Origin of the sequence: Glaciecola punicea ACAM 611 (assembly GCF_000252165.1) — a bacterium.
In the GTDB taxonomy this organism is placed as follows: domain Bacteria; phylum Pseudomonadota; class Gammaproteobacteria; order Enterobacterales; family Alteromonadaceae; genus Glaciecola; species Glaciecola punicea.
This window is the reverse complement of record NZ_BAET01000007.1, coordinates 49,559-75,131: the sequence shown is the minus strand read 5'-3', so window position 1 is coordinate 75,131 and position 25,573 is coordinate 49,559. Positions and strand designations below refer to the sequence as shown.

The 25,573-nt window shown below is 42.7% G+C and carries 20 protein-coding genes and 1 pseudogene; 5 read left to right on the top strand and 16 right to left on the bottom strand.

Annotated features, from left to right (window positions below; genetic code table 11):
- Positions 1–132: 132 nt before the first annotated feature.
- Both dapB and GPUN_RS02770 read right to left on the bottom strand, forming a co-directional pair.
- A complete protein-coding gene (gene dapB / locus GPUN_RS02775) occupies positions 133–939 on the bottom strand; it encodes a 4-hydroxy-tetrahydrodipicolinate reductase (RefSeq protein WP_006003209.1) in 807 nt (268 codons plus the stop codon).
- Positions 940–1,079: 140 nt separating this feature from the next.
- Entirely contained in the window at positions 1,080–2,546 is a 1,467-nt protein-coding gene (locus GPUN_RS02770; protein WP_006003207.1) for a carbon starvation CstA family protein, read from the bottom strand.
- A gap of 258 nt (positions 2,547–2,804) precedes the next feature.
- On the opposite strand from GPUN_RS02770, the gene GPUN_RS02765 reads away from it, so the two are divergent.
- A complete protein-coding gene (locus GPUN_RS02765) occupies positions 2,805–3,518 on the top strand; it encodes a cytochrome b/b6 domain-containing protein (protein ID WP_006003205.1) in 714 nt (237 codons plus the stop codon).
- A 125-nt stretch (positions 3,519–3,643) separates the two neighbouring features.
- On the opposite strand, the pseudogene ahr reads toward GPUN_RS02765, so the two are convergent.
- From ahr to grpE, 5 genes and pseudogenes are all read right to left on the bottom strand, one after another.
- Positions 3,644–4,648, bottom strand: a pseudogene (gene ahr / locus GPUN_RS02760) (NADPH-dependent aldehyde reductase Ahr).
- 37 nt (positions 4,649–4,685) lie between these two features.
- Positions 4,686–5,183, bottom strand: a complete 498-nt coding sequence (locus tag GPUN_RS02755) for a c-type cytochrome (RefSeq protein WP_006003201.1) — start codon at positions 5,181–5,183, stop codon at positions 4,686–4,688.
- Between the two features lie 235 nt (positions 5,184–5,418).
- A complete protein-coding gene (gene dnaJ, locus GPUN_RS02750) occupies positions 5,419–6,546 on the bottom strand; it encodes a molecular chaperone DnaJ (RefSeq protein ID WP_006003200.1) in 1,128 nt (375 codons plus the stop codon).
- 265 nt (positions 6,547–6,811) lie between these two features.
- Positions 6,812–8,743 carry a molecular chaperone DnaK gene (dnaK, locus tag GPUN_RS02745; protein WP_006003199.1) on the bottom strand — a complete coding sequence of 644 codons (1,932 nt, stop codon included), beginning with the start codon at positions 8,741–8,743 and terminating at the stop codon, positions 6,812–6,814.
- A 155-nt stretch (positions 8,744–8,898) separates the two neighbouring features.
- Entirely contained in the window at positions 8,899–9,552 is a 654-nt protein-coding gene (gene grpE / locus GPUN_RS02740) for a nucleotide exchange factor GrpE (RefSeq protein WP_006003198.1), read from the bottom strand.
- Between the two features lie 268 nt (positions 9,553–9,820).
- Here grpE and nadK point away from each other — a divergent pair, with 268 nt between their 5' ends.
- The 3 genes from nadK (at position 9,821) to GPUN_RS02725 (ending at position 12,941) form a co-directional block, all read left to right on the top strand.
- A complete protein-coding gene (gene nadK / locus GPUN_RS02735; RefSeq protein ID WP_006003197.1) occupies positions 9,821–10,696 on the top strand; it encodes an NAD(+) kinase in 876 nt (291 codons plus the stop codon).
- Positions 10,697–10,822: 126 nt separating this feature from the next.
- Positions 10,823–12,496, top strand: a complete 1,674-nt coding sequence (recN, locus tag GPUN_RS02730) for a DNA repair protein RecN (protein WP_006003196.1) — start codon at positions 10,823–10,825, stop codon at positions 12,494–12,496.
- A gap of 88 nt (positions 12,497–12,584) precedes the next feature.
- Positions 12,585–12,941 (top strand): outer membrane protein assembly factor BamE, encoded by a 357-nt coding sequence (locus GPUN_RS02725; RefSeq protein ID WP_040520189.1) that lies wholly within the window; start codon positions 12,585–12,587, stop codon positions 12,939–12,941.
- 38 nt (positions 12,942–12,979) lie between these two features.
- Here the strand turns inward: GPUN_RS02725 and GPUN_RS02720 are convergent, their stop codons facing one another.
- From GPUN_RS02720 to fabB, 5 genes are all read right to left on the bottom strand, one after another.
- The gene (locus tag GPUN_RS02720) at positions 12,980–15,679 is read right to left on the bottom strand and encodes a FimV/HubP family polar landmark protein (RefSeq protein ID WP_006003194.1); all 2,700 of its coding nucleotides are present in this window, start codon (positions 15,677–15,679) and stop codon (positions 12,980–12,982) included.
- Positions 15,680–15,742: 63 nt separating this feature from the next.
- On the bottom strand, positions 15,743–16,759 hold the full coding sequence (locus GPUN_RS02715; protein ID WP_006003193.1) for an aspartate-semialdehyde dehydrogenase: 1,017 nt from the start codon (positions 16,757–16,759) through the stop codon (positions 15,743–15,745).
- A 24-nt stretch (positions 16,760–16,783) separates the two neighbouring features.
- A complete protein-coding gene (locus GPUN_RS02710; RefSeq protein ID WP_006003192.1) occupies positions 16,784–18,046 on the bottom strand; it encodes a 4-phosphoerythronate dehydrogenase in 1,263 nt (420 codons plus the stop codon).
- A 65-nt stretch (positions 18,047–18,111) separates the two neighbouring features.
- Complete coding sequence (locus GPUN_RS02705) at positions 18,112–18,861, bottom strand: class II aldolase/adducin family protein (RefSeq protein ID WP_006003191.1); 750 nt, start codon at positions 18,859–18,861, stop codon at positions 18,112–18,114.
- Positions 18,862–18,937: 76 nt separating this feature from the next.
- A complete protein-coding gene (gene fabB, locus GPUN_RS02700) occupies positions 18,938–20,152 on the bottom strand; it encodes a beta-ketoacyl-ACP synthase I (protein WP_006003189.1) in 1,215 nt (404 codons plus the stop codon).
- A gap of 303 nt (positions 20,153–20,455) precedes the next feature.
- On the opposite strand from fabB, the gene mnmC1 reads away from it, so the two are divergent.
- Entirely contained in the window at positions 20,456–22,708 is a 2,253-nt protein-coding gene (gene mnmC1, locus GPUN_RS02695; protein WP_158309255.1) for an FAD-dependent 5-carboxymethylaminomethyl-2-thiouridine(34) oxidoreductase MnmC1, read from the top strand.
- A gap of 207 nt (positions 22,709–22,915) precedes the next feature.
- Here the strand turns inward: mnmC1 and GPUN_RS14315 are convergent, their stop codons facing one another.
- The 4 genes from GPUN_RS14315 to GPUN_RS02680 all read right to left on the bottom strand — a co-directional run bounded on the left by GPUN_RS14315 (position 22,916) and on the right by GPUN_RS02680 (position 25,443).
- On the bottom strand, positions 22,916–23,062 hold the full coding sequence (locus GPUN_RS14315; RefSeq protein WP_006003182.1) for a hypothetical protein: 147 nt from the start codon (positions 23,060–23,062) through the stop codon (positions 22,916–22,918).
- 90 nt (positions 23,063–23,152) lie between these two features.
- Positions 23,153–23,491, bottom strand: coding sequence for a YfcL family protein (locus GPUN_RS02690; RefSeq protein ID WP_006003180.1), 339 nt, complete (start codon positions 23,489–23,491; stop codon positions 23,153–23,155).
- A 52-nt stretch (positions 23,492–23,543) separates the two neighbouring features.
- Complete coding sequence (locus tag GPUN_RS02685) at positions 23,544–24,686, bottom strand: ATP-NAD kinase family protein (RefSeq protein WP_006003178.1); 1,143 nt, start codon at positions 24,684–24,686, stop codon at positions 23,544–23,546.
- Between the two features lie 133 nt (positions 24,687–24,819).
- Positions 24,820–25,443 (bottom strand): elongation factor P hydroxylase, encoded by a 624-nt coding sequence (locus GPUN_RS02680; RefSeq protein WP_006003174.1) that lies wholly within the window; start codon positions 25,441–25,443, stop codon positions 24,820–24,822.
- Positions 25,444–25,573: the final 130 nt, after the last annotated feature.

The window sequence follows — 25,573 nt, the reverse complement described above, 5'->3', positions numbered from 1 at the left end:
CACTGCTAACGGTGTTTGTCAAACGTCAAACTAACCATTCGTTTTTTTAGGTAAATGAGCGCGCATTTTTTCGATTATACCCTATCTTCATGCCATTTATTTCTTCTACAGCAAAGATCAACACGCCCTAATCTACTTTGCTAAATTTAATACTTGCCGCATAGAGTATAAGCCAGGTTTTTGCGCCTTTATCCAAACAGCAGCAGTTATGGCACCATTGCCAAAGGTTAATCGATTACTGGCTTTATGGGTAATTTCAAGGCGCTCGCCTAAGGTCGCAAAAAGCACTGTATGCTCACCCACTATGTCGCCCGCTCTTATGGTAGCAAAGCCAATTGTGTCGCGGGTACGCTCGCCTGTATCACCTTCACGTCCGTACACTGCGCATGTGGCTAAATCTCGATTGAGCGTATTAGCGATACGCTCACCAATGGCCATAGCAGTGCCTGAAGGTGCATCTTTTTTGAAACGGTGGTGCGCCTCAATAATCTCTATATCGGCTTGGTCACCCATTACGGCCGCCGCAGTCTCTACCAAATCTAGCATAACATTGACGCCTACACTATAATTTGCGGCAAACACAATGGGAACGCTTAATGCGGCTTGATCAATTAGCGCGAGCTGTGCTTTATTTAAGCCAGTCGTACCAATAACAATAGGTTTGTTGTGTTTACATGCATATGCAAGGTTATACGCTAAAGCATCAGGTAAGGTGAAATCGATGAGAATATCGGCGCTAATCGCTAGCGTATCGTTGATGACGGCAACAGCCACATTTTGCTTATGTATGCCGGCCAACTCACCTGCATCTATCCCCTCAAAAGCAGAGCCATTACGAACACTAGCAAAACCAAGACTTACCTGTCGATGCTGGCAAGCCGCCTCTATTAATATCCTGCCCATTCTGCCATTGGCACCAAACACACCTACTCTTATCACTGCTAATCCTCTCTATTAGAAAGCTAGAGACGTTTTAATATCGCTTCTAGTATTTTGGCACAACATTTAGCGCTATTTTGCACTAAAGTAAAGACGCTAGCAAAGCTGGTTTGTTTCGCTTCGTAAAATAAGGTAAAAGCCTACATGTTTGTTTTTACCTTATGCTTATTATGTATTAACACAAGCCCAATAAAGACGACTACTGCTACCGCGACACCAATGGGTTTTGATAAGTCACTTGGTAAATTGAGTCCAATTTTAGCCGTTGCAATATAAGACAAAGTGATTGCTGTAGTAATAACCGCTGGTACACTTGCCACCCAATGAAAAGTACCACGGTCAAACAAGTATTTAGTAGCTAACCACAGCACGCTGGTTGAAAGCAGCATATTTGAAAAAGCAAAATAACGCCAAATAACGGTGAAGTCGAGCTTCGTCATAAAAAAAGCGATGGTTAAAATAGGAATAGCAAGTAGTATACGGTTACGTAAACTTTGCGGAATATTAAAAGCGTCAACCATGGTTAGGCGCAGCGAGCGAAAAGCAGTATCGCCTGAAGTAATGGGGAAAATCGCCACGGCAATAATCGCCATTATGCCGCCAAGAACACCTAAGTAACTGCTAGCAACATAGTTCACCACTAGTCCTGGACCACCTTGGTCTAACATTGCTTTCAAACCGTCGTAGCCTTCAGGAAATGCCGCGATACCAGCCAAAGCCCATACACAAGCTACAATCCCTTCACACATCATAGCGCCGTAATAAACCGGCCGCACATATTTTTCATTCGTTAAGCACCGTGCAATAATCGGTGCTTGAGTTGAATGAAAACCACTGATAGCGCCACAGGTAATTGTAATAAACAGCAGCGGCCATATGGGCAAACCGTCTGAATTAGGGCTCAAAAAATCATGTGCATGGTCGGTTTCAAAGTAAGCAAATAAGTCACCTGTTACTGGTAAATGTGGCGCCTTTATTAATAGCGCAACACCAATGAGCGTGGTCATCACAATCATTAACAAACCAAACAGCGGGTAAAGCTTAGTAATAATCTTGTCTATCGGCAGCATGGTAGCTAAAAAGTAATAGGCTAATATTACCAGCACCCAAAAAGTATTATTGGCAAAAATAGTGTCTTTAAAAATATCAAGATTACTGAGTAGGCCAGCCGGACTCATAATAAATACCACCCCAACAAAAAACAGCAGCATGGCGGTGAACAAGAGCATAAAACCTTTAAATACTACGTTATAGTATTTGCCTGCTATTTCAGGCAGGCTTTTACCGTCTTCTTTTATGCTCATTACGCCAGAGAAAAAGTCGTGAACGGCACCGCCTAAAACGTTACCAAGCACAATCCAGACTAAGGCTATTGGGCCATACAAAGCACCTAAAATTGGACCAAAAATTGGGCCTACACCGGCTATGTTCAAAAATTGGATCAAAAATGCGCGTACAGGATGAATAGGTACATAATCTACACCTTCACTAAAACGCTTCTGCGGCGTCATTGCCGTTGGGTCCATACCCGCTTGTTTTTCAACAAAAGGGCTATAAAACTTGTAACCTAATATTAGAATGGTGAGGCATATGAAAAATATTAGCATAAGTGGATACTCGTTTGGGATAGGCAGGTGCGGTACATTTATGGGCTCGCAAACATTTTGTGGATACGCATAAAAAATTATCAGTCAAAGCTTAACACAGCAATAAGACTTTGGGCTAACATACCTTATGAGTAGCGAGGCGTTACCGCATCAACACCTTGCAACTTTAAAAAACTTATCGCCCTTGTATACTGTCGAAAATGAAAATAACTTGTACAATAGAGGTTAAGAAACACTTTGCCTCGCTAAAGGATGCTAATGCACACACAAAAGGTCTGGGATATTCCTGTTAGGGTCTGCCATTGGGGCTTCGTTTTGATTATTATTTTTCAATATTTAAGCGGCGAAATTTTAGATGATAATATACTGCCAAATACCATGCAGTGGCATTTTTATGCAGGATACACCTGTATAGCGCTGGTCATATTTAGGCTTTGCTGGGGTATTTTCGGTACCTACTATTCACAATTCAGCCAGTTTGTCACGTCCCCCATTACCACGTTTCAATATTTGCGTAACAAGCGGTCATTTAGTCAATTTTTAGGGCACAATCCAGCGGGTGCATATTCAATCATTGTGCTGCTCACGTTAATTTTAACGCAGGCGTTAAGCGGTTTATTTATAAGCGATGAAGTATTTAGTGATGGACTGTACTATGGTGTATTAGGTAATCGCGCTCAAGATATTGCCAATTTTCTTCATCATAACGTATTTACACTTTTGCTCGGTTTTATTGCACTGCATATTCTCGCCATCTCATATCACAAAATTGTGTTGAAAGAGGGTTTAACGAAAGCCATGATTACGGGCAAGAAGAAAGTCAGCCGCACGGATGTTGCAGTATCGCCTTACTCAAGTGCGATATTTCCTTGGGCAGGTTTGCTTATCAGTTTATTAATAACGGCAATCGCTATGTATTTAATCCTTGAAGTACTGCCGCCGCCCCCATCTGATGACTTTTTTATGTATTGACATATTCAGCAGGGCGTCAATAGTTTTAGCTTATGTCAATATCTACATAGTAAATGATATTAGCGGCATCACATAATGCAGTGTGATGCCACTATATTTATTCAGGCTAAGGGTAAAGATTTGCTTTAAAAGTCGGCTTTTAACACAATTCTATAGCGCGCCTTACCCGATTCCAAATGAGCAATAGCTTCGTTGACCTGACTCATAGGAAACTCTTCAACTAATGGCTCAATGCTATGCTGGTTGGCAAAATCGAGCATCGTTTTAATAGTATCAGGACTGCCTACCGGTGAACCTGAAATACTTTTTTGTCCGCCTATCAGCGAAAAAACACCAACATTAAGAGGCTCTAAGGTAGCCCCCACAAAATGCAAGCGGCCTTTTGGTGTTAGGGTGGTCAAATACAAGTTCCAATCTAACTTTACGTTTACGGTTGAAATAATCAGGTCAAACCTGCTGTTAGCGGCCTCTATCTGTTTGGCATCGATTGAATTAATCACGTGATGCGCCCCCATCGATTTTGCTTCATCGAATTTGCTTTCGCTAGAGGTGAACGCAGTAACTTCACAGCCCCAAGCGTTTAAAAACTGCAGCGCTAAATGACCTAAACCACCAATACCAATAACTGCAACCTTGCTTGTTGGTTTAATATCAAACTGTACAAGAGGATTAAACACCGTAATACCACCGCAAAACATAGGACCTGCTGATTTGACATCGATCCCCTTCGGCAGGGCCACTACGCTTGTTTATGACGCCTGTACAAACTCGGCAAAACCGCCGTGGCGGCCGATTATAGTAGGCTGAGCTGAAGCACATAGGTTCTGATCACCGGTATCGCAGGTGCGACAAGTGTCACAGTAAGCTGCATGCCAGCCCAAGCCAACGACATCACCCACCTTGTGTTTACTTACACTGCTACCAACTTCAACAACCTCTCCCGATACTTCATGCCCCGCCACTAGTGGGAACGTCGATGCTCCCCATTCGTTGTTGAGCATCGAAAGGTCTGAGTGACAAATTCCACAATAGCTGACTTTTATTTTTACTTCGTCTGCGCCTAATGGTGGTAACTCAAGCTCAATTTTTGACAAGGCTTGCCCTGCTTTTTGTACAGCATATGCGTACATATAAATACTGTCCTTTTTTTATTATTAATCGTAATTACTAATCTTTTTTGTAATCGTCGTGACAAGCTTTACACGTTGCCCCTAGTGCGCCAATGCCTTTTCTAAAATCGCCTTCTTGGTTATTTGCGACCAGTGTTTGTAAGTCGGCCGCCGCACTTACCATATCGTTCACTTTGCGAGTAAAGTCAGCGTGATTTTGCCATATTTCGTCTTTTGCACCCGTTTCTACTGGAAAAGCGCTTGTATCAAGGGAAAAATAATCGTGCATCATATCAGCTAAAAACTCTATTCTTTTTGAGTTTGTGCCTATTACTTCGGCGTCCATTGGAATATTGCCCTTTGCCATTGCGCCAAGAGGGCCCATATTACTGCGCACTAATTGCAATAATGACTGCCTAAAAGTAACCGCTGTTTCTGCTTGTTTTTCACTTGAAGCTTGTCTAACTTCGCTAGCTAATGCTTGAGGTGCAAGACAAACACTGCCCAGCACCAAAGAACAGCCTGCCGCTAATAAAAGTAACGATGATGTTTTCATAAAATATCCTATAGTGTGATGATGCGTAGTCAAAACAGCTAACTCACGACTGTGAACTTTAACTGACAATACTACTGTAAACCTATAAATGTTATTATTAATTAGGAAATAGCCAAGCATTGTTTGACTACTTTTTATAAATTAACATATTTACGAAGACTTTTAACTATATAGAAACGAAAAACCCCAACACAAGGTGCTGAGGTTTTAATAACCTACATTAATAGCCGAGCTTTTATTTTGTCAAATCGTCAAAGAACTTTTTTACGCCATCAAAAAAACCTTTCTCTTTAGGCCTGTGTTTAGCAGCTTGACCATTAATTGACACTTCAAACTCTTGCAGCAAGTCTCTTTGTTTTGAAGAAAGATTCACAGGCGTCTCAATGACGACCTTACAGATCAGGTCGCCAACACTGCCACTTCTCACCGATTTGACACCTTTACCGCGCAGTCTAAACATTTTACCTGTTTGTGTTTCGGGAGTAATCTTTAGCTTTACTTTACCGTCAAGCGTTGGCACTTGTATTTCGCCGCCTAATGCTGCAGTAGTGAAACCTAAAGGCACCTCACAAAATAGGTTGTTTGCGTCACGTGTGAAAATCTCATGGTCGCGTACGTTTACCTGAACGTATAAGTCACCTGCTGGTGCACCCGCTTCACCTGCTTCACCTTCTGATGAAAGACGTATACGGTCGCCTGTATCAACCCCTGCAGGCACTTTAACAGATAAGGTTTTAGTCTTTTCTACTCGGCCTTGTCCTCGACACGGTGAGCACGGATCTGAAATGATCTTTCCTTTACCCGAACAGCTTGGACACGTTTGCTGCACCGCAAAAAAGCCTTGGCGCATCTGCACTTGACCGTTTCCTTTACAGGTAGGGCACGTAGTGGGCGTTGAGCCTTTTTTAGCGCCTGAGCCGTCGCAAGTATCGCACTCCACCAAGGTGGGTACACGAATTTCAACTTCTTTACCGCGTACCGCATCTTCTAGCGACATTTCTAGATTATATCGTAAATCGGAGCCTTGACGTGCTCTTGAGCGACCGCCCCCGCGACCACCGCCGAAGATATCGCCAAACACATCTCCAAAAATATCACCGAATTCAGCACCACCACCACCGCCACCGCCGCGGTTGGGATCAACACCGGCATGACCGTATTGATCGTAGGCCGCTCGTTTCTGAGCGTCGGTTAATATTTCATAAGCTTCTTGAATTTCTTTAAACTTCTCTTCAAGCGCTTTATCACCTTGTGTACGATCTGGGTGATACTTCATTGCCAACTTTTTGTAGGCTTTTTTGATATCACGTGCTTCGGTGTTTTTGCCCACCCCCAGCACTTCATAATAGTCTCTTTTAGACATAAACCACCCATTGGAACTTGTTAATATTCGACAGCATTTACTATTTCAAAACCGCAAGCACTGTATGCTGCAGCTAGTACTGCCAAAATTATTGTTAATTCGTTTATTGTGCACGCATTAGCGTGCCGATAAGGAGCATATTTGCACAAAGTAAAAGTACAAACTGCTTTCGTAATAAAGGCGCAACACTCGTTAAAGGTTGCGCCTAATAAACACTACTGACTTTTAGCTATAAAAAACGGTAGCTTCTCTAGACTTCCAAGCATTACTTCTTGTCGTCTTTTACTTCTTCAAACTCAGCGTCAACTACGTCATCACCGGCGTCTTTTGCATTTTGCTTTGGCGCTTCTGAACCTTCAGCTTGTGCTCCTTCAGCCTGTGCTTTTGCTTGTGCAATTTCCATCAATGGCGCAGAAGCTTCAATTAAGGCCTGAGTTTTGGATTCAATCGACTCTTTATCTTCACCTTTACGGGCAGCCTCTAAAGCATCAAGCGCCGTTTCAATTTTAGCCTTGTCGTCAGCGCTTAATGCTTCCCCAGATTCTTCAACCTGAGTGCGCGTGCCGTGGATCATGCCGTCTGCTTGGTTACGCGCTTGCACTAACTCTTCAAATTTAGCGTCGGCGTCTTTATTTGCTTCAGCGTCTTGCACCATTTGATTAATTTCGTCTTCACTCAGGCCAGAAGATGATTTAATCGTAATCTTCTGCTCTTTACCGGTGTCTTTATCTTTTGCAGACACATGTAAAATACCATTTGCATCAATATCAAAGGTCACTTCAATTTGAGGGGCGCCGCGCGATGCTGGACGGATACCTTCTAAGTTGAACTGGCCTAAGGACTTGTTGCCTTGAGCTTGCTTACGCTCACCTTGTAATACATGTACCGTTACCGCTGACTGGTTGTCTTCAGCCGTAGAGAAAGTTTGGCCTTTCTTCGTTGGAATAGTCGTATTTTTCTCAATAAGCGCGGTCATTACGCCGCCCATAGTTTCAATACCAAGTGACAAAGGCGTTACATCTAATAACAATACATCTGTAACTTCGCCTGCTAATACACCGCCTTGAATGGCTGCGCCTACTGCAACTGCTTCATCAGGGTTTACGTCTTTGCGGGGCTCTTTACCGAAAAATTCAGTGACATATTTTTGCACTAGTGGCATGCGCGTTTGGCCACCCACTAAAATAATGTCATTAATTTCACCGACACTAAGGTCAGCATCAGTTAATGCTTGCTTAAGTGGTCCTAGCGACTGCTTGACTAAGTCTTCAACCAACGATTCAAGTTTTGCACGAGTGACCTTAATCACTAAGTGCTTGGGGCCTGATGCATCAGCGGTAATATACGGTAAGTTAACTTCCGTTTGTTGAGCTGAAGATAACTCAATTTTCGCTTTTTCACCGGCTTCTTTAAGGCGCTGCATCGCCAACGGATCTTTACGTAAATCAAACCCTTGATCTTTCTTAAATTCATCTACCAAGTAGTTAATCATGCGGCTATCAAAATCTTCTCCGCCTAAATGCGTATCACCATTTGTAGAAAGTACTTCAAAGGTGTGCTCGCCGTCTACTACGTCTATTTCAATGATTGAAATATCGAAGGTACCGCCGCCAAGGTCATATACCGCGATAGTATTATTGCCTTTATTTTTATCCATGCCGTAAGCAAGCGCTGCAGCGGTCGGTTCATTAATAATACGCTTCACTTCTAAGCCAGCAATTCGGCCTGCGTCTTTAGTGGCTTGACGCTGAGAATCGTTAAAGTAAGCTGGTACAGTAATAACTGCACCCGTTACTTCTTCACCTAAATAGTCTTCGGCGGTCTTTTTCATCTTTTTCAAGACTTCAGCAGATATTTGCGGAGGCGCCATTTTCTCGCCATTCGCCTCTACCCATGCGTCGCCATTGTCAGCCTTGACTATTTTATATGGCATTATACCGATGTCACGCTGTACTTCTTTGTCTTCAAATCTACGGCCGATTAGACGCTTAATAGCGTATAAAGTATTAGTAGGGTTTGTGACAGCCTGGCGTTTTGCCGGTTGGCCTACTAATATCTCACCGTCTTGTGTATAAGCAATAACCGACGGTGTAGTGCGTTCGCCTTCACCATTTTCGATTACTTTTGCCGTTTTGCCGTCAAGTACCGCTAAGCATGAGTTAGTTGTACCGAGGTCTATACCAATAATTTTACCCATTTTTATATCTCCAAAATTCTTTTTAAATGCCTCACTTTCGATGATTATAAAGTGGGGCTAGTAACCCTATTTTCAATAGGTGAATCAATAATTTTTATTTATTTTGATCTTTTATGGCCTAATATTATTGTTAAGCCCCTGTATTTATCAAAATATTAAACTTGTGTATCCACTTTGGTAGTTCCACCGCGAGATACCATCACCATTGCCGGTCTAAGCAGTCTTCCTTTCAACGAATAGCCTTTTTGCATGACAGCCATAACCGTGTTGGGGCTAAACTCTTCGTTTTCTTGCAACGACATTGCTTGATGCTGCTCTGGGTTAAATATCTCACCTTGTGGATCAATTAGTTCTATGCCGAATTTTTCAAATGTAGACATGAACAATTTGTGCGTTAAGGCAATGCCTTCTAAAAGCGGTTTTACAGATTCATTTTCAGCATCGGCTGCTTGTGTAGCGCGCTCTAAGTTGTCAACCACTGCCAGTAGCTCACCAGCAAACTTTTCAAGCGCAAATTTTCGGGCTTTGTCAACCTCTTGGTCAGCACGGCGTCTAGCGTTTTCACTATTGGCGATAGAGCGCAGTACGCTGTCTTTTTGATCTTCAATTTTAGCTTCAGCCGCCGCCAATTTTAGCTCAAGCTCATTAGCGTATATTTTCCAATCAAAACCTTGCTCTTCTAGCACTTCGTCAGATTCAGGGCCAACAACTGTTCCCTCCAAAGGTTCTGAAGCTTCTGGCTGCGATGAACTATCCGCTTCATTTTGGGGCTGTTGCGTCTCTTTGTTAGAAGCATTTTCGTGCGTCATTGGGTGCTCCACTTTCGTTTAATTAGTCAGGTAAGTGATTAACATCACATACAATGCATTGTGTTGGGTAGTATGGGGACAGAATTTAGTGCTTCAAGCTATTAAAGGTTATTTTATTGTGGTTTTTTAGACAAAATAGGCAGCGTCCTTTGTACAGCAGATTTGCATACACTTTTCCAATCTTTAGTAAATTCTGCAAATTGTACTTGCAACAGCAATAGCCTTACGTATACCTTTGTGGCACGAAGGATTTAGGCTAACTAATTATATGCATTACAAAACCGTTGGATTAATAGGAAAACCTAGTCACTCTGGGACTCATGCCAGCTTAACGGTATTAGTAAAAGAGTTAACACAACGTGGCTGTAATATATTAATCGAAACACGTATTACCGACTCCATTGATGATAAGTCTCTAACCGTGTGCTCCATGGAGGAAATTGGCAAACAGGCTGAATTAGCCATTGTGGTGGGTGGCGATGGCTACATGTTAGGCGCTGCTAGAGTATTAGCAGGTCACCCTATAGATGTGGTGGGCGTGAATCGTGGAAATCTTGGTTTTTTGACCGATATTAACCCCGAAGATATTTCGCGCCAGCTTGACAGAATATTTGCCAACGAACTGCATCGCGAGGAACGCTTTTTACTTGAAGCGCAAGTGCGCAGTAAAAACAAATTGATTAGTACGCATGTCGCAGTAAACGAAATAGTATTGCACCATAGCAAAGTGGCTCACATGATGGAGTTTGAACTTTATGTAGGCCAAGATTTTGTGTTTAGTCAGCGTTCAGATGGTTTAATTATCGCCACGCCTACCGGCTCTACTGCCTATTCTCTTTCCGGTGGTGGTCCAATTTTAGTACCTCAATTAGACGCTATAACCTTAGTGCCTATGTTTCCGCATAGTTTAACAAGCAGACCCATCGTGGTTGATGCGAATTCACCACTTACTTTGAAAGTCTCTCATAAAAATTCCGACAACGTCCAAATAAGCTGTGACTCTCACCTTGTTATCAGTTTAGCACCAGGTGATGAGGTACATATAAAGAAAAGCCCTAATTTATTGAGTTTAGTTCATCCTCCAGAATATTCTTATTTCAATGTGCTGCGCACTAAATTAAATTGGGGAAGCAAGCTGTTTTAGTACAAAACTGATCTTTACAGATGCGCAACTACTGTATATATTATCAGTAGTTTAAGAGTTGTTCAAATTTAGGCTTGAACTATCTTATTTTGCTATCTTGTTTACATTCTATAGGCTGATAACGCTATGCTAGTACACATTGCCATTAAAAATTTAGCTATTGTTAAAAAGGTCGAGTTAACGCTAGGTTTAGGTTTAACCGCTATCACAGGAGAAACGGGTGCCGGTAAATCTATCGCACTTGACGCACTTGGTTTATGCCTGGGGGAGCGTGCAGAATCCAACATGGTAAGAGATGGCGCCGACAAGGCTGAAGTTATCGCGCATTTCGATATTGCAAAAGTCAAAAGTGCACGTGAATTTTTAAGCGAGCACGAACTCCAGCAAGACGACAACCTTGACGAGTGTTTTATTCGCCGCGTAATTAGCCCAGAAGGGCGTTCAAAAGCTTTTGTAAACGGCATTCCGGTTAATTTAAGTCAGCTTAAAGCACTTGGCAGTAAACTGGCTTTTATTCACTCCCAGCATGCGCATTATCAATTTTTAAAACCTGAATTTCAGCGCAAGGTGCTTGACCAATATGCACAGCATTCGTCTATATTGCTTCAGGTCGCACAAAGCCACAAAACTTATAGTCACACCTATAAGCAGCTAAAGCAGCTAGAAGCGCAGCAACAGCAAAGGCTCGATCGTTGTCAACTGCTCAGCTATCAAGTTAAAGAGCTGGACGAATTTAGTATTGCAGAAGATGAATTTGCTACCCTTGAAAACGACTTTAAAAAGTTAAGTAACACCCAAGAGCTTATCGATAATACTGAGTTTGCAGTTCACACCTTAAAAACGAGTGATGACGCCAATGCTTTATCATTGCTACAAAAGAGCATTAAATCACTTAACAACGTTGCTCATTTTGATGAGGGCGTTAACGGTATAATCGAGAGTTTACAAAACGCACTTATTCAAGCTGAAGATGCGTGCAATGAACTTGAGCATTACCAAGAGCGAATTGAAGCAGATCCCGAACAACTTGCCTATATTGAAACTAGATATAGTAGCGCCATGGATTTAGCCAGAAAGCATCAGGTAAGACCAGAGGCACTTTACGAGACACATTTAGCGCTTGCACAAGAATATCAATCATTGATGGCACAAGAGGATAGCTTAACGGTGCTAACAGATGAAGTGCAGACCAACTATCAACATTATTTAGCCGCCAGTAAAAAACTTTCTGCTTCTCGCACTAAAGCGGCTAAGCTGTTATCGACTGAAATACAACAGTCTATTCGTGAAATGAACCTGCCTCACGCAAGCGTTGACGTTAGAGTAAAACAGGAGCTTGAACCAACACCAACTGCCCTAGGCAACGATATTGTACAAATATACTTGTCCGTTAATCCGGGTCAAGCTTCAGATCTCATGGATAAAGTTGTATCAGGCGGTGAGCTGTCGCGCATTGGACTAGCGCTGCAGGTTATCAGTGCCAAAGACACTCTTATTCCCACAATGGTGTTTGATGAAGTAGACACAGGCATAAGTGGACCGACCGCGTCACTTGTTGGAAGGTTACTAAGACGTTTAGGCGAAAAGGCGCAGGTAATGTGCGTTACTCATCTGCCACAAGTAGCAGCACAAGCTCATAACCAGCTATTTGTCAGCAAAGTAACTGACGGTAAAACAACCGAAACCACCTTGCTTAAGTTAAGCAAAGAAGAGCGTATTAACGAAATCGCTAGATTGCTTGCAGGCGATGAACTTACCGATACTGCCATTGCAAATGCGAAAGATTTGCTTAAAATGTGAGGACTATTTTAAATTCGAACCATTTACCGCTTGAATGGTCATACGCAGGTAGGGTAGGATGCCTGCGCAAATTTATAATAGGTATAATATGAAATCAGCTTACATTATCATCATCTTAGTCACCACCTTGTTCACTACGGCGTGTTCAGACTGGATATTCCGTATTGATGTTCCACAGGGCAATTTCCTTGACCAAAAAGACGTTGATAGATTACGAATTGAAATGACCAAAGAACAGGTTGAGTTTGTTCTGGGCAACGCAATAGTCGAAGATAGTTTTTCGTCTGACACTTGGTACTACATCTACAACATGAAAAGGGGAATGAGCAAACGCGGTGAAGACGTGCGTAAAGAACTTATTTTAAAATTTGTAGATGGTAAGTTATCGTCAATGACAGGTGATTTTGAGGAGTCAGAAGAATTTTCTACGCCCTTAGATGCCTAATTAGGTAAACAAAGTATAGGTTCATCAGCAACAAAGTCTTACTTGTTAAGATTCACTAGTAAGGCTTTTGCTTCTTCTTGCTGATCCATAGTGCCCAAACGAATTACTTCATCTAATAGTTCTTGCGCCGCTTCGAAGTCTTCCATATCCATATACACTTGGGCCAAATCTAAGTTACTAGCCTGATCTGACTCTATGCCTATATCAGGTATATTAAATTCATCATTTTGCTTGGTATTAAGTCTGCCTAATGAGCTATTTAAATCCAGCCTTTTATCGCTATCACTCATTAAAGCCGCAGCATCACTCTCTTCAATTAGGTCATCTACGTCTACAAAGCTTTTACTTGATAGGTCTAAGTCAACGCTCTTTTCTTTAGTGGCTAGTTCACTAGCAGCGCCCTTGGATCTAGGGTAAATAGACTCATCATTTGCTAATGCATCTATATCTAAGATGGCTGTAGATAGCGGATCATTTCTTAATCGGCTTGTGTTTTTATTATCGGAACCTTGCGCTGACTCATTGGCTAAATCGTCTAACATTTTATCGAAGTTGGCATCATCTAAACCTTGAACAAGCTCGTCATCTGTTAAGCTTCGTTCGTCTAGCGAATAAAACTCATCATCTAGCGCCATCGCGGCTAAATCAACTTCAATATTCTTTCGTTCACCTATCGTCTTGCAGGTTTCATTGTCTCCTTCATCTAACCAGTTGTGTAGGTCTTTAAATCCTGCGGATAGACCTTCATCTGTTCCATCGTCGCGATCATCCTCATCGTTTTGATTAGCACCCATAGATTTTTGATTGTTTGCATCAGATTTATCATTTTCATTTTCAGACTTGTTGATCCCACTATAACCGATATCATCAGTGTCTCTAATTTCAGATAATGCAGACGTATCTTCTTGTTCAGTCTGTATGGACTGTTCAGAATTTTTGCTGACTATTACTGGCTCCACTACTTCTTCAATAAAGTCTTCAACTTTACCATCGTTGAATGACATGTCGCTGGTAAAGCGTGGGATGTCGTCTAGCAACTCGTTAGCATCGAGGGTTGGGTTTGATTTTGCCTGAGCTAAAACGCTGGCTTTTTCATCACTAATATGATTTTCTTTGAGGCTGCTGTTGCTGTCTGTAGTTTTATCAATATCGTCGATGACACCGCTTAAAGGACCGTCATCATTATCATTTTCTAAATCATTTAAAAGTTCTTCAGCAAGTTTCGAGACCTGAACATTTTCTTGTGCAGTGTCAAACATGTCACTGTCGGCATTACTCACATCCAATGACTCATCTGAGGATTCATTTGAGTCTTGTGATACCGTGTCATCGATCTGGCGCCTGCTAACGAAAGTATCCTCACCGATGGAGCCAAGTAAGGCGTAAGGCTCGTCGCTAGGGTCTTCTGCATCTTTAGCCGTGTTATCACGGCTAATCGTTTGAGACTCAGACAGACCCAATTTTTCAATATTCTCATCAAAAAAGTTCTGGCTGTCGAGCTGAACAGCTTGTGAACTGCCTTTATCATTCTTAGACTCAGTGTCAAATATTTGTGATGGCGAATCCGGTACTAGCAGATCATCTAAGTCATTTAGCACGTCTTCCATATCGACATCTGGAAGTGCATTTAAAACGTCGTCATCTTCCATGGCATCAGACAAAATATCGTCTTCTGGAAAAGTATCTTCTTTGGACGATGTCGCCATCAAATCTTTTGAGTCTTTGTCTAGTTCATCGTCAATCTCACCTATGACTAAATCTTCATTGACAATGCCTTGCGCCGGTTTTGCATCACCTTTTTGGCCCGCTTGAGAGGGCTTTCGCAGCAAGAATAAGCCAAATCCAGCTATTAGTAGCAGTGTCACCACAGACAATATAATAATCAGCGCAAGCGGTGACGAAAGGACGCTTAATATAGACTCAGATTCCTGATCTATCCTTCTGTTTTCTGCGTCTGTTACTTGAGTAGCTAATAGGCTTAATTGCTCAAGCTGTTGGTTTATTTGGTTTTGTAGTTCTGATTCAACTTTTTGCGTCAACGCTTGGTTGTTCTCATCTAACTGTAATAGCTGATTACTTAGCTTCTTATTTTCCTCAAGCAGTAATTCTACCGCACTGATAGAGGTGCTAACTTGCCTTTTGAGTTGATCAAATTGTCGTTGCTGCTGCTGACGTAAACCATCGAGTTGAGATTGTAACTGCAATGATGTTATAAACAAATTCTCTTGATTGAGCGGTAGGATTTCAGATTTAACATCTGTACTAGGCGCTTGTCTGCTGTTAGCAGAGGATCTTGGGCCTAATGCTCTATCGTCAGAAGTGGCTTTTGCTCTTGCGCGCTGTGGATCAATTCGGGCAATGTAGAGATCACTGGGAAGACGCAAAGTGGCACCATTGACCATAGTATTAAAGTTACCATTTTCAAAAGCCTGCTGATTTAGCTCGAATATGGCGAGCATAGTCTGAAAGACCGAAAAAGGAGAGTCCTGCTTATAGCGGCTAGCAATTCGCCATAAAGTATCGTTTTGACCTACAGGGCCAAAGACTACACCCGAGTATACTTGCGTATTGTCTTGGTCTCCCTGTATCTGAGAGTCCTGCACTTGATTAGTTTGAGCACTAGCACCACTGATAAACGCATTTGCTATTGCAAACAAAAACACAAAGCAAAGTATATATACTTGAACGTTAATGACGTTTTTTTTGCTTAAGCTTTGAATATTGTCCGCGTATATCAAATTGCCATTACCTCGTTAAAAATGTTGTATAGCGTAAGTTTATCGACCGAATTACTGCTTGACTTACAAATAATCTCTTATTAATACTTCAGCAATTTGTATACTGTTAGTGGCTGCACCTTTTCGAATATTATCTGACACCACCCACATATTTATGCCGTGTGAATGAGATATATCGTCTCTTACCCTGCCTACATGCACGCCATCGTTGCCACTAGCACTGCTTACTTGAGTAGGAAAGGCGGCTGTGTCGGTATAAAGAGTGACACCCGGCGCATCCGCTAATAAAGACTTAACGTGCTCAGCGTCTATTTGCTGCTGGGTTTCAATATGTATCGCCTCCCCGTGACCATAAAAAACCGGTACTCGGACCGCAGTTGCGTTTACCAAAATATTGTCATCACCTAATATTTTACGCGTCTCCCATACCATTTTCATTTCTTCTTTGGTGTAATCATTATCCATAAATTCATCAATTTGTGGGATTACGTTAAACGCGATTTGTCGTGAAAACTCTTCTCCAGTGACAGGCTTTGCGTTTAGCAGTTCAGCTGTTTGTCTGGCTAAACCCTCCATGGCACTTTTACCCGCGCCCGACACTGACTGATAGGTACACACGTTTATGCGATCAATCCCCACAGCATCATAAATTGGCTTTAACGCCACTACCATCTGAATGGTAGAACAATTCGGATTGGCAATTATATTTCTGTTTCTGAAGTCGGCTATAGCATGGGCATTCACTTCAGGTACTACAAGAGGAATGTCTGGCTCGTATCTAAAGTGAGAGGTATTGTCGATAACCACACAACCCGCTCCAGCTGCGATAGGAGCATATTTTGCAGACACAGATCCGCCAGCTGAGAAAAAAGCAATTTGAACCTGTGACCAATCAAACTCATCAGCGTTAAGGACGGTCAATGTTTTGCCGTTAAATTCTACTTCGCCACCAGCTGAACGCTCGCTCGCTAAAGGAAAAAGAGTATCTACTGGAAAGTTTCTCTGCGCCAGTATATCCATTATTGCTTGGCCCACTAGGCCTGTTGCACCGAGTATAGCAACATTAAAAGCTTGAGACATGTTTTTATCCTGTTTTATTAAGTGTCATGTTGTACCGTCGTTGGAAATGACAAAGCCAATTCCTCGCAGCATTTGGCTGGTTTTAGTATTCTTGACATTCAGTCTTAACGCACTGAATTCTCTACGAATTGGATATTCTTGCCGTAATTTAGCAAACGTATTGAATTGTGCCATGTGAGCACGAAAAACTCTATCATCATTTTGTATATCATAGACTAAATGGCAAATATTTTTGAGTAAACGCTGGGCGCTTTCACCATCGAACATCTCATTTAAGTGCAGTTCATTTTGCAAATGCTTTGGTAGTGACGTGTTATCAGGCGGTAACATTGCGCTAAGTTTTACCTTTTGCGCTATATTGTAGCGATGGCACAACTGTTGATACAACATGAACGTACCGTTTGCTTTGCCTTCTAGGGTGTGCCCTGCTATGTGCGCACTTGCTATGCGCAAATGGCCAACTAGGTCGGTGGTTATTGTAGGTTCATTTTCCCACACATCAAGCACCACATTAAGCTTCACTTTTTCAGATTTTACTGCATTTTCAAAGTAGCTAAGCAAAGCTTGATTGTCGATTATCTCGCCCCTTCCTGCATTTATCAAATATTGCGAGCCTGTGAGTTGGCTAAGTGCATCAGCATCAAACAAATGTCTTGATGGATGCTCGGGGTGACTATTCAGCGGAGCATGTATGCAGATAACATCCGCTTTTAATACCTCACTAAAAGAAACGTAGCAAGGTGAATTTAAAGAACCACTGATCCGTAAGTCTGTGGTATTTTGCGCCTTAGTTAGCTGAGGCGGATCATAAATAATCACCTGCGCACCAAGCGCATGCAAAGCATTAGCGACACGGCTACCAACATTACCGTGACCCACTATTGCTACTCTTTTGTCCTTCAGTAAAAAGCGATCATCAACTGCTAATTGCAGCGCAGCGCACACCACATATTGCGCGACGGCTTGAGCGTTGCATCCACCGGCCGCATACCACGCAATATCTCCTGCATGTAGTGCCTCAATATCAAAATGATCGTAGCCTGCCGTGGCCGTCGCCACGAACTGTAGATTAGGCATTAACGCAAGCAGTGCTTGATTGACCTGTGTGGTAGAACGCACTAATAAGCATTCTACACAAGGCAAATATGCTCTTAGTTGCGCAGACGAAGGCAAGGCTAGAATTTCAGCTGATAGTTCGCCAGCTTTGAAGGTCTTGACCTCTCCTACTTCAAGAAAAAATTCCTGCCAGTAAGGCATTGCACTATCGGCAAGTATTTGTATAGGCATTTGATGCTTATCCACCTTAGCTTTTTAAAAATCATTATCATTGTCTAAATTGCACGAAAGCGAATTTAATTTTTATAGTTAGGGCACATTCGATCAAGTTTTCGTAATATGCCCGGCCATGCTAGTTTACCTCCTGCTGCTTTTGTTACCTCAGACGCTTGCGACTGCATGCCGGCCACGATGTTTGCACTCACAAAGATTAATGGTTCGCCTGTGGCCTGAGCCATAAGCTGTATTTCACAAGCTCGCTGCAAAATGAACATGCCTAAAAAAGTATCAGCAATACTAGGCGCACAGGTAAGTAAACCGTGATTACGCAATATCATGAAATTAGTGTTGCCCAGATCAGTGACCAACCTAGTCTTTTCTTCATGGTTTAAGGCAACGCCCTCATAGTCATGATAGCTCAAAGACGCTAAGACAAACAGCGACTGCTGGCTATATGGCCCCAAGCCTGTTTCAAGTGAAGATATCGCTACACCTTCGTTGGTATGCAAATGCATTACACAATTAGCGTCTGCTCTAGCTTCGTGTATAGCGCTATGAATAGTGAAACCAGCAGGGTTAATATCATGCTCGCTTGGCATTACTTTATTGCCTTGTAAATCAACCTTCACTAAGCTTGATGCACTTACTTCTTCAAATAATAACCCGTAGGGGTTAATTAAAAAATGGTGTTCAGGCCCTGGCACCCTTGCCGATATATGCGTAAAAATCAGGTCATCCCAACCGTAATGCGCGACCATCCTGTAGCAGGCAGCTAGATCGACACGGGTTTGCCATTCATCTGCGCTCACCTGTGATTGAATTTTCATAACATTGTTCCCTCGTTTATTCACAAAGGGTTGGCAAATGCCAACCCTTTACTTTACGGCACACTTGTTAAAATCATTAAACACTATAACGTTTAAAGACCAAACTTGCATTAGTGCCGCCAAAGCCAAAACTGTTGGACATAACTACATTTAAATGGGCCTGCGTAGGCTTGGTGATAATGTTGAGACCCCTGGCTGCTTCATCTAAATTATCAATGTTAATTGATGGACAAATAAAGTCGCCTTCCATCATGAGCAAAGAAAAAATCGCCTCATGCACGCCTGCAGCGCCGAGTGAATGTCCCGTTAGTGATTTTGTTGCACTAATAGCAGGGCAATTGTCACCAAACAAGGCTTGAATAGCTTCGAGTTCTTTTACATCACCCACCGGCGTGGATGTGCCGTGAGTATTGAGATAATCTAAAGGCTCTGCAACATCCTTTAGTGCTTGGCGCATACATCTAATAGCGCCTTCGCCGCTTGGCGCAACCATGTCGTAGCCGTCGGAAGTGGCGCCATAGCCTACTATTTCAGCATATATTTTAGCGCCTCGTGCTAAGGCATGTTCTAACTCTTCAACTACTACCATACCGCCACCGCCAGCGCTTACAAAGCCATCGCGATTAGCATCGTAAGTGCGTGACGCTAGTTCAGGCGTGTCGTTATACTTCGTTGATAAAGCTCCCATGGCGTCAAACTGGCCTGAAAGCGCCCAATGTAACTCTTCTCCACCGCCGGCAAACACCATTTTTTGCTTGCCAAGCTGAATCATTTCAAGAGCATTGCCTATACAGTGTGCACTGGTGGCGCAGGCTGAGGATATTGAGTAATTGACACCTTTAATCTTAAACGGTGTGGCTAAGCAAGCAGAAACAGTGCTACCCATACACCGCGTTACCATATAAGGCCCAACTCGCTTCACCCCTTTATTGCGCATAATGTCGGCTGAATTAACTTGATTTTCAGAGCTAGCCCCGCCCGAACCCGCAATTATACCGACGTCTTCATTTGAATATTGCTCTTCACTTAAGCCCGCGTCGGCTATTGCCTGCTGCATCGATAAGTACGCATAACTTGCAGCGTCACCCATGAAACGCAGTACTTTGCGGTCTATTTTCTCTTTAAGGTCAATTTTAACATCGCCCCATACGTGGCTGCGTAAACCTGCGTCAGCAAACTGTTGAGAAAAAGTAATACCCGACTTGCCGTGGCGTAACGACTCTCTTACTTCTTCTGCATTATTACCAATGCTTGATACTATGCCTAAACCAGTGATTACGGCTCGTTTCATTTGTCACCTTTTTAATTATTTATTGTTGTTTGCAAAACAGTGTTTATATCAAACCAATGTTGTTATTATGCTAGCGCACTGCATTAAGCCAAGTACTCAAAAGCCACGTTCGTCACCCTTGCTGAGCGCTGTGCACATACTACCTAGTTTAGACTGAAAACTGGTCTGCTCTTTCATGTATAATGTGTCATAAGTTCACAGCCTTTAACAGATATTTTGTGTGTTAAGGTTTTCATAAATAGCACTGTTGCGCGCATTTCATCCAAAATAGCGTAAATACACTAGATGATGGTCTTTCAAATCGTGACAAATGATAAAACAGCAACAATGATAACGCCAGCAAGTGTCTACGTTAATGAAAACAACACGCCCGCTTCACGACGCTACAACGACGTTTACTTTTCAGGGGAAAACGGGGCGCAAGAAACAGACTACGTTTTTATAGGCGGCAATGATTTACTCAGCAGATGGTCACAGCATAGCGATCCTCATTTTTGTATTGCTGAAACAGGTTTTGGGACCGGTTTAAACTTTTTCAGAGTTTCCCAACATTTTCAGCATTTTCGTCAAGTACACCCAAACCATATTCTAGAAACACTTATTTTTATATCAACAGAAAAGCATCCGCTATCTAAAAAAGATGCTGCAGACATTATGCAGCAGTGGAAACAAGATAACATTTTAGGCGATGTCTGCGCTGATGAAACGCTAAGCGCTTCAAATGGCCAAAGCGGCTATTTAGACTTATGTGACTTATGGCTTGCGCAATATCCAATATCGGTTGCTGGAATACACCGCCGAAACTTTTCGATTAACAAAACAGATCTTAGTGCAAACATAACACTCGACTTGCACTATGGAGATGCCACTGACTCATTGGCACAGATTCAAAAAAGTCCAAACGGCGTGGTTGACGCGTGGTTTTTAGATGGTTTTACACCGAGTAAAAACAGCAGTATGTGGACGCCAGCACTTTATGAGCAAATGGCAAGCTTGAGTAAAATAGGCTGCAGCTTTGCCACCTTTACCGCGGCAAGCGAAGTTAAACGCGGTTTGCAAATAGCGGGGTTCTCGGTACATAAACAAAAAGGCTTTGAACGAAAGAGAGAAATGCTGTTAGGCGTTTACTCTGGTAATTCACATCAAAATTTAAATAAAACGTCAAATGCAAATTCGAACGAAACACGCAGTCACCTGCAAACGCCAGAGCTATCTCAACAACAGGGTAAGCTAGATCAACATCAAGCCCCCTATTTCGGCCGTCCAAGCTTGAATTTAGCAAAGCAAAGTAATGACGTTACCATTGTGGGTAATGGTTTAGCCGGCGCAATTATGGCCTTGAAGCTAACGCAGCGCGGCAAGCGTGTCACTTTGTTGTGGCAGGGCGAATTACCAAGTGATTTCGCCTCGGGTAATCCTATCGGCGGCTTTTACCCGCAGTTAAACGCACAGCATAATGCTGCGAGTCAAATTCAAATGCATAGCTTTTTATATGCCAGTGAATTTTATAAGTCCCTGCATACTTTACAGCCCTTTAGCCATGATTGGTGCGGCGCTTTACAAATTGCGTTTAATGACAACACACGCACACGCTTAAATAAGTTAGATAGCGCCGCTTTTTGGCCGCGCGAATTAGCACATTTAGTTGATGCAAAGCAAGCAAGCGAGATTGCAAATATACCGATGCCCTACTCGTGCTTGCACATTGTAAAAGCGGGTTGGATAAAGCCACCTAGTGTAGTGAACGCCTGCCTTGAGCAAGCTAAGGCGAGTGGCTTGCTTACACTGCAAAATAACTCACAGTTGATCAATTATAAATGTATAGGTGACGGCAGCATTCAGTTAGCGCTAAAAACAAACGAGCAAAGGTCCGTCAAAGAGTGTTATACGCAAGCTTTAGTACTGGCAATGGGCAGCGGCAGTAAGGCTTTAACAAAACATGTTATTCCTCTTAGGCTAACGCGCGGACAAGTTGAAATGGTCTCAAATAGCCAGCTTTCGCAACCCGACAATGTAATGGCGCAGCTTAAGACTCTGCTGTGTCACAAGGGTTATTTTACACCCGCTAGCGATGGTTTTCATGCCTTAGGCTCCACCTATATAAAAGAGGATACTAGGTGTGATGTGCGCGCGCAAGAAACCGATATCAACTTTAATATGCATATACAAAGCATACAGCACAAAGCGTGGCAAAAAGCACTAGGCCAAGCACAGCTCAACCCGAACAACTATTCACGAGCTGCCATAAGATGCTCAACGCCTGATCATTTGCCGGTAGTAGGCGCAATGCCTGATAGCTTGCAATTTACTGAATTAGCAGACTTGTATAAAGCCCTGCCCTTGCATCAGTATCAGGTACCAAGTCATGAAAAAAATGTTTTTATTATGACCGGCTTAGGATCTAGAGGACTTACTACAGCGCCGCTTATGGCAGAGGTTTTAGTCAGCCAAATGCTAGAAGAACCCATGCCGCTGACAAAACCGCTGCTCGATACACTCAACCCAAACAGATTCATTGTGCGTTCACTCATAAGGCGAGAGCCATGGCAAACTTAGGTCATACCAATATTATTGCACACAATAGCTGACATACTCGGCCATTTGCTTGCCTAGCACGGTGGTGTTTTACACAGTTTGTTCAAACATTAGTCTTTGGCCCTGCGCATCAATTGGCAATGCTTATTCAGCCAAGGCAACGCGTTTTTGTGGATTGGGCCGCATATTAACGAAGTGTTCTTGCGCCAGTCTAAAGGTAAAGAGTTCTTAATTGCCTAAGGTAGTAATTTGTGTAGACTGAAGCGCGGGGCCTTGCGGCGCCAGCATATTGGCGCAGCCCGCTAAGCTAATAATGATGAACACACACAGCACACGACGCAGTATAGACCCAATAACGTTGATGACATTTTTCATAGGCTTAGCCTGAAAGAACAAAAAATACTTTCAGGCTAAACAAAAATGAGTTCAGCTTAGATGATTTATTTTATAGAGAGGGAATGTGCGTTAATTTATGTTGTTTACAAACAGACTATCGCGCATTTTGATCACGTCTTTCGCGTCACAAACAGCGAGTTCGTTATTGGCAATAGCGTCGTCAATAGATTGCATAAGCATATGTTGCGTTTGTTTTTGCCACTGGGCTAAGCGTGCATTTTGATTTTGTGAACAGTGCACAGCATGTACTAGGTTAGCTGCTATTACCGAATAATGACCGTGGATATAGCTGGCAATAAAAAGCTCATGATCACTGCCAGAATCTATATAAGCGTCGAGTAATGCCTCAGTTTGGTCTAAATACTCCGTAAAGTTAACAATGACTTGTTCATGTGTACTGCCCAACACTAATACCTCCTAATCTTGTGAATGGTGATAATGACTGCAAATCCCGAAATTATTAATCCCGAATAAAATACAGCACCTCATCTCTATATCCCGTAATGACTGAAATAGGACCCGCAAGCTCAAGATCTAGGGCCGCGTCTGAGGAATCTGAAATTAAGCCTTTATCGCCCAATAAATGTAGTTTGGCTTTAGTCGCTACGAGCATAATATTGCTTTTACCAATTTGTTTAATAAATGCAGGGGATAGCTGCTGGTTACCGCGCCCAAGAATATGGCCTTGCCCGCCAATAATAGTGGCTACCAATTTAGTCTTCTTATCGGCGGTAATAGACAACAGCTCACGCGCGCTTAGGTCTTTAGCAACAACTTCAAGATTTTTAACAACATCGACACCTAACAGCGTGTTTGGCAAACTAGCTTGCTGCATAATGGCGTCAACGGTACTGCCCGAGCCCATAACGAAAAGCGTGTCGGGTTCGTCTTGCATTATTTCTATAAGGTAGTCACTAATGGCGTCTAACAGTAGTTCATCCGACTCTTTCCCGCCCATCTTTACGGCTTGAATATAGGTGAGCTCGCTGGGCACTTTCATTTCCCCGTAGTGCTTTGACATCACTTTGCCTTGCCTGAATAAGGCTTCGTCGATATCTCTTACTTCGCCGCTGTGAAGCGACAGTAACTCACCTTTAATGACTTTTTGCAAAACAATGCCCGCCGATTTTGGCGTAATGGCATATACCCCGCTGTGAATTTTGCAGCCCGCGGGTATACCTAAAACAGGCAAGCGCATACCAACCACACTGCATATGTTACGTGCAGTACCGTCGCCGCCCGCAAAAAGGATTAAATCAACGTTTTCAGCTAGCAGCTTTGTGGCTAATATTTGAGTATCGTTCGCTTCGGTTTGGCCGTTATTATAATGACACACAACGTAGTCAAAGCTCAAATCGCGGGCAGTGTTTTCTCCCATATCTCCGCTGCCGGTGACTATTGTTAACTGATCTCTAAGCGCAACACAATGAGATAGCGCAATCGCCGCTTTTTGCATGGCTAATTGTTCACCGCCATTATCTAAGGCTGTTTTTCTGACTTCACTGCCGTCGCTGCCTTTTAAGGCTAAAGCTCCACCAATGCCGGCAAATGGATTAATGATGAGGCCTAATTTAAAGCGCCTGCTTAAACGTGGCGCACTCATGTAGAAGCGGCCTTATTACGACTATTTCGCATATAAATGGGTGTGTTGGCTTGAGTAATTAGTAACACAGTATGCACAGTTTTCATGTGGCAAGATCCTATTTGTAGGTAAATATAAGCATCAGCAATGCGATTCATATAGTACTATCTGCGGACAATGGCATCATTATCAAGCGTTCGTCGTTTGCAAAAAAGGACTGAGTTGAGTAGAAAGTATGTAAACGCGACAAAAAAAGTTGCGCGCGCGTGGGAAATCCCCTTTCAATATACAGCTTAAGCTGTGTATTTACTGCCAGTGTAAATTGCTCCTCTTGCGCTCGTAGCTTAACCAGCACATCCTCGAGGCCGGTGTCTTGCGCGGCTAAATTGTCTATACTCACCCTAAATGGAATATTACATGCAATTGAAAAAGCCCACTCAAGTGCCTGTGGTTTTTGCTCAGCTAATGCAAACGTCTTTTGCTGCTGCGCGCTTCTGCCATCTGGCGCATACCAATAGCCGTAGTCAGTTTGCAAACGTCTTTTGTCTCCCGCAATACACCAGTGTGCTATTTCATGCAGTGCACTGGAAAAATAGTCATCACGATAAAATATTACATGTTGGGCTTGCTTGGCGCTACTAGGGCTGTAAAGAGGCTCAATCGCATTGCCTCGCAAACGAGTGTTGAACTGCTGCTCGAAACACTGGCAGAACAGACTCTGTAAATCAATGTCGCTCTTGGCAAGATGTTGATTTTTTATAGGCAAATTTGCTGACATAGTCTCTATACTGGTAATCTCTTATTTCGCATATTTCGATCATTTGCGGGTACTGCTTAATTTTTTAGGTGAAAATTAACGCATGCATTATAGCCGATGCTATTATAAACAACATGTAAAAGTTACCTTT

Bases quoted from the DNA above. Each gene is read 5' to 3' on its own strand.
- grpE (WP_006003198.1), bottom strand. From the start codon at position 9,552: ATGACGCACGAAAATGCTTCTAACAAAGAGACGCAACAGCCCCAAAAT.
- GPUN_RS02715 (WP_006003193.1), bottom strand. From the start codon at position 16,759: ATGTCTCAAGCTTTTAATGTTGCTATACTCGGTGCAACAGGCCTAGTG.
- GPUN_RS02725 (WP_040520189.1), top strand. From the start codon at position 12,585: ATGAAATCAGCTTACATTATCATCATCTTAGTCACCACCTTGTTCACT.
- fabB (WP_006003189.1), bottom strand. From the start codon at position 20,152: ATGAAACGAGCCGTAATCACTGGTTTAGGCATAGTATCAAGCATTGGT.
- GPUN_RS02765 (WP_006003205.1), top strand. From the start codon at position 2,805: ATGCACACACAAAAGGTCTGGGATATTCCTGTTAGGGTCTGCCATTGG.
- GPUN_RS02710 (WP_006003192.1), bottom strand. From the start codon at position 18,046: ATGCCTATACAAATACTTGCCGATAGTGCAATGCCTTACTGGCAGGAA.
- dnaJ (WP_006003200.1), bottom strand. From the start codon at position 6,546: ATGTCTAAAAGAGACTATTATGAAGTGCTGGGGGTGGGCAAAAACACC.
- recN (WP_006003196.1), top strand. From the start codon at position 10,823: ATGCTAGTACACATTGCCATTAAAAATTTAGCTATTGTTAAAAAGGTC.
- GPUN_RS02755 (WP_006003201.1), bottom strand. From the start codon at position 5,183: ATGAAAACATCATCGTTACTTTTATTAGCGGCAGGCTGTTCTTTGGTG.
- dnaK (WP_006003199.1), bottom strand. From the start codon at position 8,743: ATGGGTAAAATTATTGGTATAGACCTCGGTACAACTAACTCATGCTTA.
- GPUN_RS02685 (WP_006003178.1), bottom strand. From the start codon at position 24,686: ATGAGTGCGCCACGTTTAAGCAGGCGCTTTAAATTAGGCCTCATCATT.
- GPUN_RS02770 (WP_006003207.1), bottom strand. From the start codon at position 2,546: ATGCTAATATTTTTCATATGCCTCACCATTCTAATATTAGGTTACAAG.
- GPUN_RS14315 (WP_006003182.1), bottom strand. From the start codon at position 23,062: ATGAAAAATGTCATCAACGTTATTGGGTCTATACTGCGTCGTGTGCTG.
- GPUN_RS02680 (WP_006003174.1), bottom strand. From the start codon at position 25,443: ATGTCAGCAAATTTGCCTATAAAAAATCAACATCTTGCCAAGAGCGAC.
- nadK (WP_006003197.1), top strand. From the start codon at position 9,821: ATGCATTACAAAACCGTTGGATTAATAGGAAAACCTAGTCACTCTGGG.
- GPUN_RS02705 (WP_006003191.1), bottom strand. From the start codon at position 18,861: ATGAAAATTCAATCACAGGTGAGCGCAGATGAATGGCAAACCCGTGTC.